This window comes from Lactobacillus sp. Sy-1, from assembly GCF_019303535.1.
GTDB lineage: Bacteria > Bacillota > Bacilli > Lactobacillales > Lactobacillaceae > Nicoliella.
Genome location: NZ_JACCIU010000001.1, coordinates 1,128,574 through 1,151,989, shown reverse-complemented (window position 1 = coordinate 1,151,989; position 23,416 = coordinate 1,128,574). Strand labels below are relative to the sequence as shown.

Annotated in this window: 1 protein-coding gene (cut by a window edge); it reads left to right on the top strand. The window is 45.3% G+C overall.

Going from position 1 to position 23,416, the window contains the following annotated elements:
• Positions 1-31 precede the first annotated feature (31 nt).
• Positions 32-23,416, top strand: partial view of a DUF5776 domain-containing protein gene (locus HZL42_RS04730; protein ID WP_219054520.1) — the 5' portion only. 17,562 nt of this gene lie beyond the right edge of the window; the window shows 23,385 of its 40,947 coding nt (coding positions 1-23,385); its start codon is at positions 32-34; the stop codon falls past the right edge of the window.

Below are 23,416 nucleotides of genomic sequence, written 5' to 3'. Positions count from 1 at the left end.
GATGATTTTTTGAATTAAGGGGGACTTTAATTTGCTCTACAATAAATTTCAGTACAATAAAGTAAATGATAAAAAAGTACTTAAAAAAGTAAAGAAACAATGGGTTGTAGTTTCTTTATCAATGTTAGCAGTCCTTGGGGGTGGATCATTCCTAACTCAAAAGACGGTTCATGCGGATGTAGATGGTGACGCTAACTACACTTCCAACGGATCCAATGCTGACCAAGATGAATATAATAATAGTAGTTCTACTGATGCAAATAGTGGGGCTTCTTCTAGCAGCGTTGATTCTACCAATAGTAGTGACAAAACTAGTGATAGTCTTGCTAGTTCTGCTACCAGTAGTGACGATGCATCAAGTACTAGTTTGACGAGTGGATCTTCTAACGGTAGTTCTGTTAGCGATTCCAGTACTAGTAGTTCAAGTGCATCTGGTAATAACACCAGCACATCCAAGACCAGTAGCGAAAGTAGCGTGGGCAGTTCATCTGCTGATGCTTCTTCTGCATCGAATGGTTCACTTTCCAGTGATACTAGCAGTAGTGAAAGCGCTAATTTAACTGTTTCAGACGCTAATTTAAATACCGCTAGTTTAGCTAGTGCTTCTGTGAACGCTTCTTTAAGTGTGGATGCATCCCTTAGTTCCAATGCTTCGCTCACTTCCGGAGTAGACAGTAGTGCATCGGCTAACGATAGTTCTGCTAATGCAGCGCAGTCAAGTGACTCCACTAGTTCTGAATCCAGTACTGGATCAAGTAGTGCTCAGCAGTCAGGAGTTAATTTTGCAAGCGCAGTCAGCGTCAGTGCCACTAGTTTTTCGTACAATAGTTTGGCTAATTTAGATTTGCAAACAATTTTTAATACTTCGGATGGTAGCAATGCGATTGATTCTAATAAGTTATCATCATCAGATGCTGAGAACGTTGAGTTGTTATATCGGGATGCTAATTTAGGCGCAGTTGATAATAGCAGTTCTCAAGCAGCGGTTAATAGCTACATTGCAAAGCTAAATAGTTTGAATGCTTCCTTTGCTGCCATTTCAAATGCAGTGGTTAGTGCTACATCTAATGTTGCATCGGCTTCTAATCTGGCTAGTTCAGCTAATATTCTATCAATTCGTTATGCTGATAATACCAGTAACACCACTAGTTCATTGGCTAGTTCAGCTGCTCTTGCCACCCAAAGTGCGTATTCATTAGCAAAGAGTTATTCGACGGATTTATTGGTCCAAAGTATCTATGCTTCGATTGCTGCTACAAACGTATCATCACTTTCAGCAACACTATCATCAGCTTCGGTTGCATTGAGCAACGGGCAAAGTGTTGCCTACTTAGACACCACACTATCAAATGTTGATTCACAGGTGGTCTCAGTTAATGGTTACCTATCTAGTGCTAACACGACTTCTTCTGGGATTTATAGTGACTACAGAATGGCTAGTGCTAACTATAGTTTAACTAGCTCATATACATCATTGACCGCTTCGCAAGCTTCAGCCAATGCAAGTAATCCAGGAACTGCAAGTGGATTTATTAATGTTACTACGGCTAGTCAATTTGATGCGGCAATGAGTAACACTAACATTTCACATATTAATGTCGATGCTAACTTTAATTTATGGTCGATGTATAGTGGATATAGTGATGGGACTGCTTATGGTCACCCACAAACCTTTACTGTGAACGGACTACGGATGGATGGAACCACATCCACGGTTGATTTTGCAGGAAAGTCATATAATGTTTCGGGTAGTTCTGGGCAAAATGTAATTGTTCAAAACATCACAATGTTTGGACAGGATTTTTATGGTCCAATTACTGCTAGAGGAACTGGTCAAAACCTCTATTACGATAATATTACCTATACCGGGAGCCAGTTAGCTTATGCAACAAACACCAATGTTTATTTAGGGAACCCAAACGTAACTCCTGATACGCTTAACTCAGGTTTTGACCCCACTTCTACTGGGACCGCTAGTTCGGTAATCATTAATGCTGGGCAAAATTATTCTCCTTCTGCTGTGGCTAAGCAATATGGAACGGATCAAAACTCTCCTACTACTACAATGATTACCAATACATCTAGTGTTGCCCAAGCTCAAGGAACTGCGATTAATTATGGTAAAGCTAATGGTGGTTCTGATCAGCAGATCTTCCAAGTTAACAGTATTGAATTTCTATCGGGGGTTAACTTCTATGGATCAACTTATAATGGGAATGCCCTTGATCTTGGTGGAACTGCAACTTTTGACCATAATTCCAATACGACCTTGGTTCCCCAAGGATACTATCCTGAAGCTGGGGTTGGTAGTTATGAATCCCAAGGGATTATTATTAGAGGGAATGGATCAGTTAACTTAAATGCCGGGTCTGTCCTTAATATTAATCCAGCGATTAATCAGAATAATCTTAGTGGTGGCCTTGGTAGTGGATATATGGGAGCTGCAATTTACAGTACCGGGAGTGGTAATGTAAATATTAAAGATGGTGCCACTCTAAGTGTTAATGCTACAGGAAGTGGAAATAGCACTGGTTGGAGATCAGGTGCTGATTTAATTTATTTAAGTAGTGGTGCTAATATCAATGTCTCTAATCAAGGACAACTTAAAATTAACACTAATAACATTGGTAATTTAGGTGGACAGTCAATGAATGCAATTGAAATTGCTGGTTCTGGTGGACTAAATCTAACCGGAACTTCGATTTTTAAGGCTGCTGCTGACGGAAGCGCACCTGTTAATTTAATTAAATCTAGTGGTAATCTTAACATTAATGATCCCCAGCAAATTATTTTAGATTTGACTAATAACACTAACACGAATAGTAACCTCTTTACTGGTGGAATTACGGTTAGTGGGACTTCTACCACTGCTAAGGATAATCAAGGTGGGGTATATGGACCATACGGTAATATTACGGTTAAAAGAAGTGGGACTGGGACTGGAGCTAACACTGTCGTTTATAGTGTTACTTCTCCATTAACTAATGCGGTTGCTAATCCTAGTAATGCAGCTAATAAGGGAACTTATCTCGAATTAGACCACGTTCAAGATGTTCAAATCGCTGGAGTTCAATATAATTCAACGACCGGTGCAATTTCTGGATATGCAACTCCTGGTGCATATATTAAGTTGCAATACTACACCTCTGATCCTGGAACGAGTGATTTTGCAAATGAAAACTATGCAGGGTTGAATAATGGCCCATCTGATGATCCAAGTGATTCAGGTGATGTTAATTACATTACAAAGGCAGATTCTAATGGGAACTGGAGTGCTGTGGTTCCATCTTCTCAATTAAGTGATGTTAATACTGCTATGGCGGCATACAAGTTTAATGCGATTGCCCATTTAAATACGGTTAAGCAGATTAAAGAAGCAAGTATAAACGTTCAAGCATATCTGGATGGTGAAAATGGTAACACCTCAAGCTCCCAAGCTGGTTCAACTAGTTATCAACAAGGAAATGATTATGAAACTGGTTATAACCAAGGGAAACTAGATATTTATAAAAATGCTGGGATTAATGCTAAGTCTAAGGATTATGCACTTGGTTATAATAATGGTTTCTTGAATAAGCCAGATGTCCTAGCTAATTCATATTACAGTGCCGCAAGTTCCGCTGCTTCTAGTAACGTCTCAGCATTTGCTTCAGGGAGCACATTAGTAACATCTGCTTCTTCAGCGCTTTCTTCTGTCAATGCGCAAAGTTCAGCGATTGCTAGTGAAAATAGTTATGCTTCATCTGCTGCAGCAGATCCCAAATATAGCTCATACGCCTTCATTGGGTATATTGCATCCGATCAAAATTCAAGAGCGGTTTTAATTAGTGCTGAATTATCAGCAGCTGCGAGTTTGAGTACTGCAATTGGTTCCTATATGACGATTGCTTCTTCTGCAACGTCAGGTTTAAATAGTAGCTTTTATGGGGGGCCAAGTAGCTCTGCTTCAGCTTCCGCTTATGCTTATTCCGTTTTAAGTAATGTAAATTACAATATGTCCGTTGCCACTTCGTATGCGGCCAATTCATCAAATGCCGTTCAAGCTGGGGCATACATTGAAATTGCTGCATCTGGAGCAAGTCAATTAAGTGGGATTGCAAGTGGGGCCACGTTAAACTCATCCATTGCTTCTTCTGCAATTAGTGTCGCTAGGTCCTTGGTGGCATCAGCTTCAGTTGCGCTGAGTACTGCTAGTGCGGCATCGGCTGCAATGTCATCCACTCAAGATGTTATGAGTAATATGATTTCAATTGCTGATGCTGGAGTTAGTGCCACAAACTCAGTTGCAGCAATGGCTAGTGCTGCCAGTCTGTATGCTTCTTCCGCAAGTGTTAGTGCGCAGAGTACTTTATCCGATGCTGGGACTCAAAATGTTAGCGCTAGTACCGCTAATTCTGGGGCTAAAAGTGCTGCTTCAGCTGCAATGTCATATGCTAGTGTAGCTAATAGCACGGCAGCTAGTGCATCTACTAAGGCAAGTGAATTTAGTGATGCTGATTTATCTGGATCAATTACGAGTGTTGTAGCTATCATTAATAGTGCATCTACCAACGCCAGCACCGCTGGTAGTGCAGCGTATTCAGCAGCAACAGTGGCAAGTAGTGCTTATATAGCAGCAAGTATAGCTACTGATTCATTATCTAGTGCAGCGGCAACTACTTCTGCAAAAGCTTCTGAAGCGATTTCATATGCTAGCGCAGCAGCAAGTTACTATAATAGTAACCCTTATGATTCATCAGCTTCAGCTAATTTAAGTAGTGCAATTAGTGCTGCTAATGCTGCCCAATCACAGCGTGCATCAATTTCCGTTGCGTCCGCAAGTGTTGCGTCACAACGGAGTTCAGCTGTTTCACTTGCATCAGCCGCTACTGACGCTGAAAAAAGTGCTGAAGACGCTGCTAATGTGCTTTCCAACGCTATCAATAGTTTGAATGATTTAACAGCTTATAATTCTAGCTCAGATATGAGCATTGCTAATTCAATCAAGGCGGCGGCATCAAGTCAGGGATCAATCTTTAATTCTGCTTCAAGCGCTACTCCAATAACTTACAATAGTGCTCAATCTGACTTTGCGAATGTTTCTAGTCAGGTTAGTTCTGCTAGCGTGGCTAACTCCACTGCTAATAGTAATTCTGGGGTTCTTTCTAGTGCAGTGTCAAGTACACCTAATAATTCATTTATTAGCTCTTACAGTGCAATTGGTTCTAGTGCTTATTCATTATTATCGAACTATTTCTCCAGTGCAGATTCGATTAGTTATGCAGCCTCTGGTGCAATTGCTGACGCTTCGAATGCAATTTCTAATGCTAAAAGTATTTATTCTACAGCTTCAAACGGAGCTTATTACGCCAGCTTAGCATATAGTTCAGCAGCTTCTGCTTACTCATTAGCTAGTGTAGGAAATCGGATTTCAGCGGAAGCAAACCTTAGTTCAGCTAGTTTTGCATTAAATTCTGCAATTACTGCTGCTACTCAAGCTTCTAATAACTACCTTACGATTACTAGTGCTAATAGTGCACTAGCTGGTCAATATGGTGATTTACAAACTCTTCAAACCCAAATTGATTCTGAAAATGCAATCCTTTCATCAGCTGCTTCAGCAGCATCTTCAGTAGCTAGTGATGTTGCAAAAATTTCAAATGAAGTTCAGTCTGCAAGTAGTTCTGCACAGAGCGCATCTTCAATAGCATCAAGTGCGGTTAGTGCTTCAAGTATTGCCAACCAAAACTCGACTGGGGCTTCTAGTGCATCTTCCATAACTAGTAGTTATACATCGAAAATTGCATCTTCATCGAGTGCGATTGCTTCGATGTCAGCTGCTTATTCTGCTGTGTCCTCATTTACTTCTTTATCATCAATTGCAAAATCTGAATATGGAATTGCAACTTCGGCATCTAGTGATGCAACCATTGCTTTAAGTAGTGCAAGCGTTGCCAGCTACAATGCAAGCTCTGCAAGTTCTGCAGCAAGTTCATTTGCTAGTGCAGCTTCTGCAGCAGCAGCATCTGCATCTAGTGCCTCTGCAGCTGCTAGTTCAGCATATACCGCTGGAAATCAAGATGATGTTAATACTTATAGTAGTGCTGTTGCTAGCTATTCTAATGCGGCTGACTCGTATCTGCAAAGTGCTATTCAACAAAGTAATAGTGCTAATGATTTTGCTTCATCTGCAGTTAGTGCATATTCTAGAGCTAATAGTGATGCTAGTGTAGCTAGTTCTGCTTATTCAGTAGTCAATTCAGCATATTCACAAGCGATTGTTGATAGTCAAAATGCATCTTCAACTGCGAATAATAGTACTGCTAGTTCCCAAAACAATTCAATTGCAGTTGCTTCTGCGAATGCTTCTGATATTAATAATGGGATTATTAATCAAAATAATTCTATTATTAACTACTATAGTGTGGCTAGTTCAGCTTCTACTGCGGTATCTAATTACTCAAATGCTGGGGTTAGTTCAGCTGCATTAGCTAGTAGTTATGCAAGCAATTCAAATAATAGCAGTAATTCAGTAATTAATTCTGCTTCTACTGCAATTAATTCTCTAAATTCACAATTAGCTTCGCTTAGTACAGATGCTTCTAATCAAGTTACTTTAGCAAGCCAAGCGGTAGCAACTGCTTCTGGATATGTTTCTGGAGCATCATCTAGAGTTGCTATGATTTCTAATTATGCTTCTTATGCTAGTTCATACTACGCACTAGCCCAAAGTGCAGCTTCAGTTGGTAATATTCCACAGGTAACTAGCTATAATTCTTTGGTGGCATCAATTGCTTCTGCCACAGCTAATTTCTTAGATCCATTAAGAAATTCTAATACCGCTATTAACAGGGTTGCTTCATCTGCGTCTGGATATGCATCTGCCGCAATTAATGATCAGAATTCCGCTTCTGTAATTGCTGGTTCCATTACGTCTGAACTTAACATTATTAGTGCGGCCAGTGCTGCCATTAGTGATGCAATCTTAGCATCATCTTATGCTAACAACGCATCTAGTTATTCAAATAATGCTCATTCTGCTAGTAGTTTAGCTAATAGTGTTTCTAGCGCTACTAGTGGATACTATAATGCTGCTTCCAGTACTGCTGTATCTGCTAACAATAGTGCAGCCGATGCTTCTGCAATTGCTAATTCGTTGAATAATTCTGCAATGGCTCAACCTAATAATTCAACATTGGTATCTTATGCAAATGTTGCAAGTAGTGCTGCTTCTGTTGCAAGTAGTGCCGCATCTGTTGCTAATTCAGCTCGGAATAAGGCCTATCAAGATAGTTCAATTGCGAACTCACAAAGTGGGGTGGCACTTAATGCATCATCAAATGCAAGTAGTGCTACTTCTGTTGCTACCTCTGCAGCCTCTGTTGCATCTAGCGTTGCAAGTAGTGGCGATAGTGCGACTGCAAGTTCTGCACGGAGTGTTGCTAGTGTTGCTGCTTCTGAGGCATCCAACTTTGCAAGTATTGCTAGTTTTGCCTTTTCAATTGCATCCAATGCTGCTAATGATGCAAGCTCTGCCAATAGTGTTGCATCCAATGCTTCTGGAACTGCCAGTTCAGCTGATAGTACAGCACAAAGCGCTAGTTCTGCCGCTAATGGTAACAGTAGTGCTGCAAGTAATGGGCAAAATTCAGCTAATTCAACTAACAGCTCTGCTTCCACTGAAAATAATTCTATTTCCAATACCGCTACAAGTGTCACTAATAATGCAAATGATGCTGCTAATTTTGCGGCTTCAGCTAGTTCAGCTGCGGTTGCTACTAGCGGATTGAATCAATCTGTAATGAGCATTTCGAATGCAGTTGCATCATTAGCAAATTCTAATTCAAGTAATGCCATTATTAGTGCTGCTAGTTCAACTGCTACCTCTGCATCCAGTGTTGCATCTTCGGCATCCTCAGATGCAGTTATCCAGTCCTCGACTGCTAACAGTGCTGCAGTAGTTGCTTCAGCAGCAGCTGCACAAGCAAGTCGTGATGCTTCAGCCGCTTCCTCTAATTATGTCAAGGTTTCAAATGCGGTTGCTTCTGCCAACAGTGCATATCAGGCAGGAAACGTTAGTTTAGGGAATTCATATGCTACAACAGCATCTAATACGTCATTAGCGATGTCCGACCAAGCAAATGATGTTGTTGCTCAATCATCAATTGCTAGTTCTGCGAGAACTGTTGCATCCAATGCTGCTAAGCAGGCAATCGCTGACCAAAGTAATGCTAATCAAGCATTATCAGCAGTCTCCGCAGCACTTATTTCTGCACAGGCTGCTAGTGATGCTACTGCTGCTTCTAGTTATGCTAGCCAAGCATCTAGTTATAATGGCAATGCGCAAAGTGATAGTGCTGCAGTTCAAAAGGATGCTAGTGCAGCAAGTAACAACGCTACTTCAGCATCTAATAATGCCGCAAGCGCTAGTGCTACTGCTAGCACAGCTGCTGCCAGTGCTGCCGCTGCACAATCAACCGCTAATGCTAATAAGAGCAATTCTGCAGTTCAATCATTAGCATCTAGTGCCGCTACTGCAGCATCGATGGCTTCTTCTGCTGCTTCCGTTGCTAGTTCTGCCAATCAGCAGGCGGCTTCTGATTCATCGAATGCCATTGTGCAAAGCAACAGTGCTACCTCAGCAGCTGCTGCTGGATCAACAGCTAATAGCATTGCATCTAGTGCTGCTAGCGCTGCCTCCACGGCTGCGCAATCCGGAAACAGCTCTGCTGCAAGTACTGCTCGCTCAATCGCTAGTTCTGCCGCTAATGATGCCTCTAACGCTGCCAGTGCTGCCGCCGCTGCTAAGTCGGCTGCGGATTCATACGCTAATGATGCCAGTTCTGCTAACAGTACGGCATCCAGTGCTAATAGTGCCGCTAGTTCTGCATCTAGCATTGCATCCAGTGCTAATAGTGCCGCTAGTTCAAATGCTTCTGCTGGAAGTGGTGCATCTAGTGCCACTTCTGGAACCTCTAGTGAAGCAAGTAGTTATAACTCTGCAACGAGCCTTAGTACCAGTACCGCGAAATCATACGCAAACTCAGCATCGTTCTACGCTTCTCAAGCTAGTTCCGCTGCTGTTGCCACAAGTAACTTTAATACGCAAGTAACTAGCAATGCGACCGCTGCCAAAAGCTTGGCTTCTGCTAATGGGCAGAACCAAATCGTGCAAGCTCAAGCTAAGTTAGTGAACGCTGCTTCTGTTGCCGCATCCAATGCGCTGGTTGATGCTAATAATCAATCAGCTGCCGCTAATAGTGCCTACGTAAATGCATCTAGTGCTGCCGCCAGTGCGATTGCTGCTTCAACAGCTGCGAGTGTGGCTACCAGTAACGTTAATAGTTTGGTAAGTGTTGCTAATAGCTACTACACTATTGGTGATGTTAATAATGGATCAATCTTTGCTTCGCAGGCATCTGCAACTGCTTCTGGGATGGCCGCATTATCTACGGCCGCTTCGAATGCCGTGATTGCTGCCTCCAGTGCAACTATCATTGCATCCAGTGCTGCTAGTGCTGCTATTTCTGATCAAGCCGTAGCTTCTTCAGCTGCGAGTGTTGCTGCTAGTGCTATTAGTGCTGCTAATTCAGCTGCTAACCAAGCATCTGGTGCAAATTCGAATGGTAGTAACAATAATAGTACCGCTAGTAATGCTAATTCAGTTGCTGGGAGTGTGGTTTCTGCAAACGGGACGAATGCTAGTTTAGCAAATTCTTATGCTTCGAATGCATCTTCATCAGCCAGTTTAGCTGCTTCTAACAATAGTAGTGTTGCAACGGTCAATGGAAGTATCGCAGCCCTAGTAAGTGCGAACACTTCAAATGCTTCGCTTGCTAGCTATGCTGTTTCTGCCAGTTCAGCTAGTTCTGCAATTGCATCGCTTAATACCGATGCGCAATTACAAAAGAGTGCCGCATCCAGTGCCGCTAGTGTTGCCAACTCAATTCACAGTGCTTCTGACGGTTCCTTGAGTACTGTAATTTCTTCGGCTTCCATTGCCGTTTCCAATAACGTTGCTTCGGCTAACTCTGCTTACCTTGCTGGTAGTACCAGCGATGGGGATAACTTTGCTTCCGCTGCCAGTACTGCTGCATCGACTGCAAGTGCGACTGCCCAATTAATGCTCAATAATTCCAGTGCCATCCTTAGTTACACTAATCTTGCAAGTACCGCAGCTTCAAAGGCGGCTCAAGATGTGCAACAAATGGGCGTTCAGATCAATGCCTTCAATAGTGCTGCTAGTGCTGCTAGTTCCACAAACTCCGCTGCACAAAGTGGGGGGAGTGCCGGATCGAGTGCAAGTAGTCAGGCTTCCTCTGCTTCATCTGCTACTAGTATCGCTGCATCAACCGCAACTACTAATGACAGTATTATCAACTCTGCTTACAGCGTCACAAGTTCAGTATCCGGAGCAATGACAACCAATGCTGCTTCTGCTAGTTCTATTGCTAATTCCATTAACAGTTACTTTAATAATGACCCAACTAATTCAACATTTAAGAGCGCTGCATCAGTTGCTTCTAGTGCCATTACTGCTGTTAATAGTTTTAGTGCTGATGCTTCATTACAAAATAGCATTGCATCTGCTGCTTCTGCTGCAGGGACTTCACAAGTAGTATTAATTACCTCTGCGAGCGCAACTGTTAATGGAGCTGTAGCTAGTGCTAATAGTTACTACAGTGAAGCTATTAATGCATATAATACTGGTGATACCATTGGTGGATCCATCTATACCAGTAATGCAGTTAGTTATGCTAATACTGCTAGTTCCGTTGCTGTGATTGCTACTAGTGCTGCAAGTAACGTTGCTAGCTGGGCTTCAACAGCTTCCATTGCTGCGTCGAATGCTAAGAACGATTTAGCTAGTGCATCCAATGTCCTTGTTTCAATGAACTCAGCTGCATCTGGGGCTTCATCGGCTGCATCGAATGCTGGTTCAGGGACTGCCTCAGCTGCATCTAGTGCAAGTAGTACGGCTTCATCCGCAAGTAGTACTGCCAGCAGTGCTGCTAGTGGTGCCAATGCTAATGCCAAGGTTGCATCGAGTGCTAATTCAGTGGCTTCATCCGCTGATGCTGCTGTTACTAGCTATTCTAACAATGCGAGTGGCATGAGCTCTGCCATGAGTGCATTCGTAAGCAATAACGCTAGTAATTCTGCAATCAGTACTGCTAACTCGGTTTATAACAGTGCCAGCGCTGGTTTAACCAGTGCCAAGACTGCTACTGATAGCTACTCTGCAACTGCTAGTTCTGCTTACAGTGTAGTTAGTTCTGCCGCTTCCGTTGCTAATAGTGAAAACACATTGGCAAGTTTTAACGCCAGTGTTGCTAGTTCGAACGCTAGTGCTGCTGCTAGTGCTACTTCAGCTGGTAACTTTGCACAAGCAACTGCTTTGAATTCCACTGCATCATCAGCTGCATCACTTGCTGTACAAAACGCTTCTAATGCAGTTAACGCTAGCTCTGTTGCTGCTTCAGTAACTGCATCTGCAGTCAGTGCCGGTAATTCCGCAAGTTCAGAAGCCGTTGTTGCTTCTGGATTAGCGAGTGCTGCGAACTCTGCATACCAGAGTGCTGCAAATGCCAGTGCCGCTGCTAGTTATGCTAGTCAAGCTAGTGGTTATTCAAGCGTTGCTTCCTCCGCTGATAGTGGGGCTAACACTAGTAGCTCTGCTGCGGGTTCATCATCATCACAAGCTGCTTCGGCTGCTACTTCAGCAAGTAATGATGCTAGTTCCGCTGGGCAATCAGCTGCTTCGGCATCTACTGCTGCTGCGAGTGCTGCTGCGACCGCTTCTGCTAACCCAAGCAATGCAGTGATCAGTTCCGCTGCATCCACTGCTAAGTCGGCTGCCAGTGCTGCTAGTTCCGCTGCCAATGACGCTAGTTCACAAGCATCGACTGCCTCGAGTGCGGCCTCTGCTGCTGCTAATGATAGTAAGAACGCTAGTTCTGCTACCAGTAATGCTAATAGTGCGAGTGTGATTGCCTCAAGTGCTTCTGCCGCAGCTTCTGCTGCTGCTCAAAGTGGGGATAGTTCCGCGGCTTCGACGCAAGCTTCAATCGCCTCGAGTGCGGCCAGTGCTGCGCAAAGTGCGAGTGCAATCGCCTCGAGTGCGGCCAGTGCTGCGAGCTCCCATGCATCAATCGCTAGCTCCGCTGCTAACCAGGCTTCTGCAGACAGTAGTAATGCTGCTTCGGCTAGTGCTGTTGCATCCAGTGCTAATAGTGCTGCCAATTCAGCAGCAGCTGGTTCTGCAGCTGGATCCAGTAGTGCTTCTAACACGAACAGTTCTGCATCTAGTTATGCTAGTGCAACCTCAATTATGGCTAGTCAAACTAACACGAATGCACAGTCTGCTAGCTCATATGCGTCAATCGCTAGTTCTGCGGCTTCATTAACTAGTAATTACAATAGTCAAGCAGTTGCCCAAGCTGCCTCGACGGCCGCAATTGCTTCGGCTAATCCAACCAACACGCTAGTTTCTAGTGCAAATTCGGTGGCCACTTCAGCTGCTGCAGTGGTTGCTTCTGCAAACGTAGTTGCTGCTAGTGCAAATACAGTTGCCTCAAGTGCTGCCAGTGCTGCGAGTGCTGCTGCCGCTAAGGCAGCAAGTGACAATATTGCCGTCAGCAATGGGGTAATTACCGTTAACTCGCTTACTAGTCAAGCCGTTTCTGAATATAACACTGGGAATGCTACTGCTGGAGCTGTTTATAACGCTCAGGCATCAAGTGCCGCTGCTAATTTAGCTGCTTACCAAAGCGATGCGGCAGTGCAATCTGGAATTGCATCCACTGCAGTTATTACTGCCAGTTCAGCTGCTTCAGTTGCAGTTGCTGCTGAAAAGGATGCTTCATCTGCCTATGTAGTATTATCAGGGGCCTCAACGGCCGCTAGTTCGGCTGCTAGTCAAGCTTCTGGGGCCAACTCTAATGGGAGTGCGAATAATAGTAAGGCTAGTTCAGCTAATTCAGTTGCCGGGAGCGTCGTGGCTGGGAACAATGCGAATATTAGCTTAGCTAACTCCTATGCTAGTTTAGCTTCTAGCTATGCTTCAATTGCTGATTCTGATGCTACAAGCATCAATACGATCAATACGAGTGTTGCTAGTTTGGCGCAAAGCAATTCTAACAACCCAATCATTACTGGCGCTGCCAGTGCTGCTAGTTCGGCTAACAATGCAATTAGCGCTCTCAACTCTGATGCACAAGATCAAAAGTCCATCGCCTCGAGTGCTGCTTCAGTTGCAAATAGTATCCATGGATCAGATGGAGTTCTTAGTTCCGCAATTTCAAGTGCGTCCGTTGCGGTTGCAACGAACGTTGCCTCTGCGAACTCTGCATACCTAGCAGGAAGTACTACTGCTGGGGATAGTTACGCTGCTACTGCTAGTACTGCGGCTTCAACTGCCAGTGCTAATGCTCAGGTAATGATCAATAACTCTAGTGCAATCCTTAGCTACACTAACATTGCTAGTACCGCTGCATCTAAGGCTGCTAATGATGTTAGTCAGATTGGGGTTCAAATCAGCAACTTTAGTAGTGCAGTAAGTACCGCTAATAGTGCTGCTGCTGCTGCAACTAGCGGGAATAATGCCGGAAGCGGCGCTTCATCGACTGCTAGTTCCGCATCTGGGGCCACCTCTACGGCGGCAAATACTGCTACTGCTAATAGTGCTGCTGCTAGTTCGGCTTACAGTATTGCCAGTTCCGCTGCTTCGGTAGTGAGTGGAAACGCTATTAATGCTAGTGCAATTGCTAACTCAATCAATGCTTACTTGAATAATGATCCAAGTAATTCTACGTTCAAGAGTGCTGATAATTATGCCTCTAATGCCGTCATTGCAATCAATAGTTACAATTCCGATGCCGCTAGCCAAAGAAGCATTGCCGGAAGTGCATCCGCTGCGGTTACTTCACAAATTGGGGTAATTACGAATGCGAGTGCAACGATCTCCAGTGCAATCGTTGCAATTAGCAATGCGAACACTCAAGCCAGCTTTGCTTATAAGACTGGGAGTATGGCCAGTGCCGCTGTTTACGTTAGTGCAGCTGTTGCTGCTGCTTCAACCGCTAGTCTACAGGCCTCAATTGCGCAAAGTGCTGCTTCAGATACCAATACTTTGACTTCAATTGCACAAAGTGCTGCTAGTCAAGCGGTAAATGACATGAATTCTGCTTCTAACGTCATGCTTTCATTGAACTCAGCAAGTGCAGACGCTAGTTCAGCTGCATCGAATGCCGGTTCAGGAGCCTCATCAGCTGCATCTAGTGCAAGTAGTATGGCTTCATCCGCAAGTAGTACTGCCAGCAGTGCTGCTAGTGGTGCCAATGCTAATGCCAAGGTTGCATCGAGTGCTAATTCAGTGGCTTCATCCGCTGATGCTGCCGTTACTAGCTACTCTAACAATGCGAGTGGCATGAACTCTACCATGAGTGCATTCGTAAGCAATAACGCTAGTAATTCTGCAATCAGTACTGCTAACTCGGTTTATAACAGTGCCAGCGCTGGTTTAACCAGTGCCAAGACTGCTACTGATAGCTACTCTGCAACTGCTAGTTCTGCTTACAGTGTAGTTAGTTCTGCCGCTTCCGTTGCTAATAGTGAAAACACATTGGCAAGTTTCAACGCCAGTGTTGCTAACTCGAATGCGAGTGCTGCTACTAGCGCTAATTTAGCTGGTAACTACTCACAGGCGAGTGCTTTGAACTCCACTGCAGCAGCATATGCTTCTGCAGCTTCTCAGAATGCTAATAATGCAGTTAACGCTAGCTCTGTTGCTGCTTCAGTAACGGCATCTGCAGTCAGTGCCGGTAATTCCGCAAGTTCAGAAGCCGTTGTTGCTTCTGGATTAGCGAGTGCTGCGAACTCTGCATACCAGAGTGCTGCAAATGCCAGTGCCGCTGCTAGTTATGCTAGTCAAGCTAGTGGTTATTCAAGTGTTGCTTCCTCCGCTGATAGTGGGGCTAATACTAGTAGCTCTGCTGCGGGTTCATCATCATCACAAGCTGCTTCGGCTGCTACTTCAGCAAGTAATGATGCCAGTTCCGCTGGGCAATCTGCTGCTTCGGCATCTACTGCTGCTGCGAGTGCTGCTGCGACCGCTTCTGCTAACCCAAGCAATGCAGTGATCAGTTCCGCTGCATCCACTGCTAAGTCGGCTGCCAGTGCTGCTAGTTCCGCTGCCAATGACGCTAGTTCACAAGCATCGACTGCCTCAAGTGCAGCCTCTGATGCTGCTAATGATAGTAAGAACGCTAGTTCTGCTACCAGTAATGCTAATAGTGCGAGTGTGATTGCCTCAAGTGCTTCTGCCGCAGCTTCTACTGCTGCTCAAAGTGGGGATAGTTCCGCGGCTTCGACGCAAGCTTCAATCGCCTCGAGTGCGGCCAGTGCTGCGCAAAGTGCGAGTGCAATCGCCTCGAGTGCTGCCAGTGCTGCGAGTTCCCATGCATCAATCGCTAGCTCCGCTGCTAACCAGGCTTCTGCAGACAGTAGTAATGCTGCTTCGGCTAGTGCTGTTGCATCCAGTGCTAATAGTGCTGCCAATTCAGCAGCAGCTGGTTCTGCAGCTGGATCCAGTAGTGCTTCTAACACGAACAGTTCTGCATCTAGTTATGCTAGTGCAACCTCAATTATGGCTAGTCAAACTAACACGAATGCACAGTCTGCTAGCTCATATGCGTCAATCGCTAGTTCTGCGGCTTCATTAACTAGTAATTACAATAGTCAAGCAGTTGCCCAAGCTGCCTCGACGGCCGCAATTGCTTCGGCTAATCCAACTAACACGCTAGTTTCTAGTGCAAATTCGGTGGCCACTTCAGCTGCTGCAGTGGTTGCTTCTGCAAATGTAGTTGCTGCTAGTGCAAATACAGTTGCCTCAAGTGCTGCCAGTGCTGCGAGTGCTGCTGCCGCTAAGGCAGCGAGTGACAATGTTGCCGTCAGCAATGGGGTAATTACCGTTAACTCGCTTACTAGTCAAGCCGTTTCTGAATATAACACTGGGAATGCTACTGCTGGAGCTGTTTATAACGCTCAGGCATCAAGTGCCGCTGCTAATTTAGCTGCTTACCAAAGCGATGCGGCAGTGCAATCTGGAATTGCATCCACTGCAGTTATTACTGCCAGTTCAGCTGCTTCAGTTGCAGTTGCTGCTGAAAAGGATGCTTCATCTGCCTATGTAGTATTATCAGGGGCCTCAACGGCCGCTAGTTCGGCTGCTAGTCAAGCATCTGGAGCCAACTCTAATGGGAGTGCGAATAATAGTAAGGCTAGTTCAGCTAATTCAGTTGCCGGAAGTGTCGTGGCTGGGAACAATGCGAATATTAGTTCAGCTAACTCCTATGCTAGTTTAGCTTCTAGCTATGCTTCAATTGCTGATTCTGATGCTACAAGCATCAATACGATCAATACGAGTGTTGCTAGTTTAGCGCAAAGCAATTCTAACAATCCAATCATTACTGGTGCTGCCAGTGTTGCTAGTTCGGCTAACAATGCAATTAGCGCTCTCAACTCTGATGCACAAGATCAAAAGTCCATCGCCTCAAGTGCTGCTTCAGTTGCGAATAGTATCCATGGTTCAGATGGATCCCTTAGCTCTGCAATTTCAAGTGCGTCCGTTGCGGTTGCAACGAACGTTGCCTCTGCGAACTCTGCATACCTAGCAGGAAGTACTACTGCTGGGGATAGTTACGCTGCTACTGCTAGTACTGCAGCTTCAACTGCCAGTGCTAATGCTCAGGTAATGATCAATAACTCTAGTGCAATCCTTAGCTACACTAACATTGCTAGTACCGCTGCATCTAAGGCTGCTAATGATGTTAGTCAGATTGGGGTTCAAATCAGCAACTTTAGTAGTGCAGTAAGTACCGCTAATAGTGCTGCTGCTGCTGCAACTAGCGGGAATAATGCCGGAAGCGGCGCTTCATCGACTGCTAGTTCCGCATCTGGAGCCACCTCTACGGCGGCAAATACTGCTACTGCTAATAGTGCTGCTGCTAGTTCGGCTTACAGTATTGCCAGTTCCGCTGCTTCGGTAGTGAGTGGAAACGCTATTAATGCCAGTGCAATTGCTAACTCAATCAATGCTTACTTGAATAATGATCCAAGCAATTCTACGTTCAAGAGTGCTGCTAATTATGCCTCTAGCGCCGTTACTGCAATCAATAGTTACAGTTCCGATGCCGCTAACCAAAGAAGCATTGCCGGAAGTGCATCCGCTGCGGTTACTTCACAAATTGGAGTAATTACGAATGCGAGTGCAACGATCTCCAGTGCAATCGTTGCAATTAGCAATGCGAACACTCAAGCCAGCTTTGCTTATAAGACTGGAAGTATGGCCAGTGCCGCTGTTTACGTTAGTGTAGCTGTTGCTGCTGCTTCAACCGCTAGTCTACAGGCCTCAATTGCGCAAAGTGCTGCTTCGGATACCAATACTTTGACTTCAATTGCACAAAGTGCTGCCAGTCAAGCGGTAAATGACATGAATTCTGCTTCTAACGTCATGCTGTCATTAAACTCAGCAAGTGCAGACGCTAGCTCAGCTGCATCGAATGCCGGTTCAGGAGCCTCATCAGCTGCATCTAGTGCAAGTAGTATGGCTTCATCCGCAAGTAGTACTGCCAGCAGTGCTGCTAGTGGTGCCAATGCTAATGCCAAGGTTGCATCGAGTGCTAATTCAGTGGCTTCATCCGCTGATGCTGCTGTTACTAGCTATTCTAACAATGCGAGTGGCATGAGCTCTGCCATGAGTGCATTCGTAAGCAATAACGCTAGTAATTCTGCAATCAGTACTGCTAACTCGGTTTATAACAGTGCCAGCGCTGGTTTAACCAGTGCCAAGACTGCTACTGATAGCTACTCTGCAACTGCTAGTTCTGCTTACAGTGTAGTTAGTTCTGCCGCTTCCGTTGCTAATAGTGAAAACACATTGGCAAGTTTCAACGCCAGTGTTGCTAATTCGAATGCGAGTGCTGCTACTAGCGCTAATTTAGCTGGTAACTACTCACAGGCGAGTGCTTTGAACTCCACTGCAGCAGCATATGCTTCTGCAGCTTCTCAGAATGCTAATAATGCAGTTAACGCTAGCTCTGTTGCTGCTTCAGTAACTGCATCTGCAGTTAGTGCCGGTAATTCCGCAAGTTCAGAAGCCGTTGTTGCTTCTGGATTAGCGAGTGCTGCGAACTCTGCATACCAGAGTGCTGCAAATGCCAGTGCCGCTGCTAGTTATGCTAGTCAAGCTAGTGGTTATTCAAGTGTTGCTTCCTCCGCTGATAGTGGGGCTAATACTAGTAGCTCTGCTGCGGGTTCATCATCATCACAAGCTGCTTCGGCTGCTACTTCAGCAAGTAATGATGCCAGTTCCGCTGGGCAATCAGCTGCTTCGGCATCTACTGCTGCTGCGAGTGCTGCTGCGACCGCTTCTGCTAACCCAAGCAATGCAGTGATCAGTTCCGCTGCATCCACTGCTAAGTCGGCTGCCAGTGCTGCTAGTTCTGCTGCCAATGACGCTAGTTCACAAGCATCGACTGCCTCGAGTGCGGCCTCTGATGCTGCTAATGATAGTAAGAACGCTAGTTCTGCTACCAGTAATGCTAATAGTGCGAGTGTGATTGCCTCAAGTGCTTCTGCCGCAGCTTCTGCTGCTGCTCAAAGTGGGGATAGTTCCACGGCTTCGATGCAAGCTTCAATCGCCTCGAGTGCTGCCAGTGCTGCGCAAAGTGCGAGTGCAATCGCCTCGAGTGCTGCCAGTGCTGCGAGCTCCCATGCATCAATCGCTAGCTCCGCTGCTAACCAGGCTTCTGCAGACAGTAGTAATGCTGCTTCGGCTAGTGCTGTTGCATCCAGTGCTAATAGTGCTGCCAATTCAGCAGCAGCTGGTTCTGCAGCTGGATCCAGTAGTGCTTCTAACACGAACAGTTCTGCATCTAGTTATGCTAGTGCAACCTCAATTATGGCTAGTCAAACTAACACGAATGCACAGTCTGCTAGCTCATATGCTTCAATCGCTAGTTCTGCGGCTTCATTAACTAGTAATTACAATAGTCAAGCAGTTGCCCAAGCTGCCTCGACGGCCGCAATTGCTTCGGCTAATCCAACTAACACGCTAGTTTCTAGTGCAAATTCGGTGGCCACTTCAGCTGCTGCAGTGGTTGCTTCTGCAAACGTAGTTGCTGCTAGTGCAAATACAGTTGCCTCAAGTGCTGCCAGTGCTGCGAGTGCTGCTGCCGCTAAGGCAGCGAGTGACAATGTTGCCGTCAGCAATGGGGTAATTACCGTTAACTCGCTTACTAGTCAAGCCGTTTCTGAATATAACACTGGGAATGCTACTGCTGGAGCTGTTTATAACGCTCAGGCATCAAGTGCCGCTGCTAATTTAGCTGCTTACCAAAGCGATGCGGCAGTGCAATCTGGAATTGCATCCACTGCAGTTATTACTGCCAGTTCAGCTGCTTCAGTTGCAGTTGCTGCTGAAAAGGATGCTTCATCTGCCTATGTAGTATTATCAGGGGCCTCAACGGCCGCTAGTTCGGCTGCTAGTCAAGCATCTGGAGCCAACTCTAATGGGAGTGCGAATAATAGTAAGGCTAGTTCAGCTAATTCAGTTGCCGGAAGTGTCGTGGCTGGGAACAATGCGAATATTAGCTCAGCTAACTCCTATGCTAGTTTAGCTTCTAGCTATGCTTCAATTGCTGATTCTGATGCTACAAGCATCAATACGATCAATACGAGTGTTGCTAGTTTGGCGCAAAGCAATTCTAACAACCCAATCATTACTGGTGCTGCGAGTGCTGCTAGTTCGGCTAACAATGCAATTAGCGCTCTCAACTCTGATGCACAAGATCAAAAGTCCATCGCCTCGAGTGCTGCTTCAGTTGCAAATAGTATCCATGGATCAGATGGATCCCTTAGCTCTGCAATTTCAAGTGCGTCCGTTGCGGTTGCAACGAACGTTGCCTCTGCGAACTCTGCGTACCTAGCAGGAAGTACCACTGCTGGGGATAGTTACGCTGCTACTGCTAGTACTGCGGCTTCAACTGCCAGTGCTAATGCTCAGGTAATGATCAATAACTCTAGTGCAATCCTTAGCTACACTAACATTGCTAGTACCGCTGCATCTAAGGCTGCTAATGATGTTAGTCAGATTGGGGTTCAAATCAGCAACTTTAGTAGTGCAGTAAGTACCGCTAATAGTGCTGCTGCTGCTGCAACTAGTGGGAATAATGCCGGAAGCGGCGCTTCATCGACTGCTAGTTCCGCATCTGGGGCCACCTCTACGGCGGCAAATACTGCTACTGCTAATAGTGCTGCTGCTAGTTCGGCTTACAGTATTGCCAGTTCCGCTGCTTCGGTAGTGAGTGGAAACGCTATTAATGCCAGTGCAATTGCTAACTCAATCAATGCTTACTTGAATAATGATCCAAGTAATTCTACGTTCAAGAGTGCTGCTAATTATGCCTCTAATGCCGTTATTGCAATCAATAGCTACAATTCCGATGCCGCTAGCCAAAGAAGCATTGCCGGAAGTGCATCCGCTGCGGTTACTTCACAAATTGGAGTAATTACGAATGCGAGTGCAACGATCTCTAGTGCAATCGTTGCAATTAGCAATGCGAACACTCAAGCCAGCTTTGCTTATAAGACTGGAAGCATGGCCAGTGCCGCTGTTTACGTTAGTACAGCTGTTGCTGCTGCTTCAACCGCTAGTCTACAAGCTTCAATTGCGCAAAGTGCTGCTTCGGATACCAATACTTTGACTTCAATTGCACAAAGTGCTGCCAGTCAAGCGATAAATGACATGAATTCTGCTTCTAACGTCATGCTCTCATTGAACTCAGCAAGTGCAGACGCTAGCTCAGCTGCATCGAATGCCAACGCTGGAACTTCAAGTGCTACGTCAAGTGCCACTAGTGCAGCCAGTGCAGCTAGTGCAGCTGCTTCCTATGCTGCGAGTGGGGCGAATGCCAATGCTAATCGGGCATCTAATGCTAATTCTATGGCAGCCTCTGCCGACGCAGTCGTTACTAGCTACTCTAACAATGCGAACTCCCAGAGTTCAGTAATGAACAATTACGTTAGTGCTAATCCAAGTAATGCTGCAATTAGCGTTGCTAACTCTGCATTAAGTTCTGCAAGCACTGGTTTATCAAGTGCTAAGGCCGCTACTGATGGATTCTCTTCAACTGCTAGTTCTGCTTATAGCGTTGCTAGTGTTGCAGCTTCAACTGCAAATACTGAATCCATCAATGCAAGCACCAATGCTAGTCTTGCTAATTCGAATGCTGTTCAAGCTGCTTCTGCAGCTAACGCTGGAAACTTCTCACAAGCGAGTGCATTTAATTCTACTGCTGCTAGTTATGTATCGTTAGCTAGTCAAAACGCAACTAATGCTCAAAACGCAAGTTCAACTGCGAAGAATGCTGCTAACTCCGCTATTGCTGCTGCTAATTCCGCTGTTTCTGAAGAATCAGTTGCCTCAGGGCTCAATAGTTCCGTTAACTCTGCCATTGCTGCTGCATCAGTTGCAAATGCCGCTGTTAGTTATGCATCCAATGCATCGAACGCTGCAAGTGCTGCTTCTAGTTACAACGGTAACGCTCAAAGTGACAGCGCAGCTGTTACTTCTGATGCTTCGACTGCTAATAGCGCTAATTCAGCTGCTTCAATCACTGCTAATAGTGCGGCTGCTTCCGCATCTGCTGCTGCTAGCCAGGCTGCATCTGCTAACTCGACTGCATCTGCTAACCCAAGTAACGCAGCAATTAAGTCATTGGCTTCTAGTGCTACTAGTGCTGCTGCTGCTGCTTCAACTGCTGCTTCAACTGCTGCTTCAGCAAGCAGTAGGGCTAGTGCAGACGCATCAAATGCTGCCAATCAGAATTCAATTGCAGGTTCCGCTGCTATTCAGGGATCAATTGCTAATAATAACGCCACTAGTGCAGCAGCAGCAGCATCTAGCGCTGCTCAAAATGGTGATAGTTCAACTGCTAGTTCTGCCGCTTCGGTTGCTAGTTCTGCTGCAATTGTGGCATCGAACGCTGCGAGTGCCGCTGCTGCCGCTAAGTCATCTGCAGACTCATATGCTAATGATGCTATTTCTGCTAACAGCATTGCATCAAGTGCAAGTAACAATGCAAGTGCCGCTAACAGTATTGCATCAAGTGCAAATAGTGCTGCTAACTCGACTGCGAGTGCCGCTACTTCCGCTGCTGGAAACAATTCTGGAACTTCTTCGTCTGCAAGTAGCTATAACACGGTTGTTGGGACTAATACCTCTAATGCTGTAGCTGCTGCTGGTCAAGCATCAGTTTACGCATCGCAAGCCAGTTCTGCTGCTGTTGCTACTGGTGGTTACAATAGTGGGGCCCAGAGTAATGCTGCTGCTGCTAAGGTTCTTGATGCTGCTAATAGTAAGAATAGCGTAGTAGCAAGTCAAACTGTCATTGTGGAATCTGCCGCTTCAGTTACCGCAAGTGCATTATCAGACGCAAATAACCAATCAAGCGTTGCTAATAGTGCATACGCAGTTGCTTCTAGTGCTGTGGTAAGTGCAACTAGTATTTCTGCAGCTGCTAGTTCCGCTGTTACCATGGTTAACAGCTTAATTGCTGTTGCTAATAGTGCCTATGCTAATGGTGATGCAATTACCGGTTCGATTTACGCTGCTCAGGCATCTGCCGCATTACCTGGCCTTAGTTCACAAGCAAGTATGGCTTCTAATGCTGCTTCTGTTGCTTCCGTTGCAACTCAAAAGGCTTCAATTGCAGCTTCCCAAGCAATTGTCGATCAATCAATTGCTAGTTCTGCATACAATGCAGGATCAGTTGCAATGAATACTGCTAATTCAGCTGCCAGTGCCGCTAATAACGCTGCTAATAGTGGAAATAGTAATAATAGTACTGCTAGTTCTGCAGCAAGTGTTGCTGGAAGTGTTAATGGTGCTGACAGTAATAATGTTAGTGCTGCTAATTCATATGCAGTAAATGCTTCATCTTCAGCTAGTTTAGCTTCATCAGATGCCACAAGTATCAACGCTATTAATAGTGGGGTTGCTAGTCTTGCTTCAGCAAACTCTGCTAATGCATCCGTTGCCAGTGCCGCATTGGCCGCTAGTTTAGCTAACAGCACCATTGCTTCACTAAATAGTGATGCACAAAATCAAAAGAGCATTGCTGCTAGTGCAGCTAGCGTTGCAACTTCAATTCACAGCAATGGTGATAGTTCAGTAACTGCTGTTATTAGTAGTGCTTCGATTGCTGTCTCTAACAATGTTTCACTTGCTAATTCAGCATACCTAGCAGGGAATACTAGTACTGGTGATAGCTACGCAGCTACTGCTAGTACCGCCGCTTCGACAGCAAGTGTTAATGCGCAGGTAATGTTAAGCAATTCTACTACTATTCTTTCATTAACAAATGTTGCTAGTGCT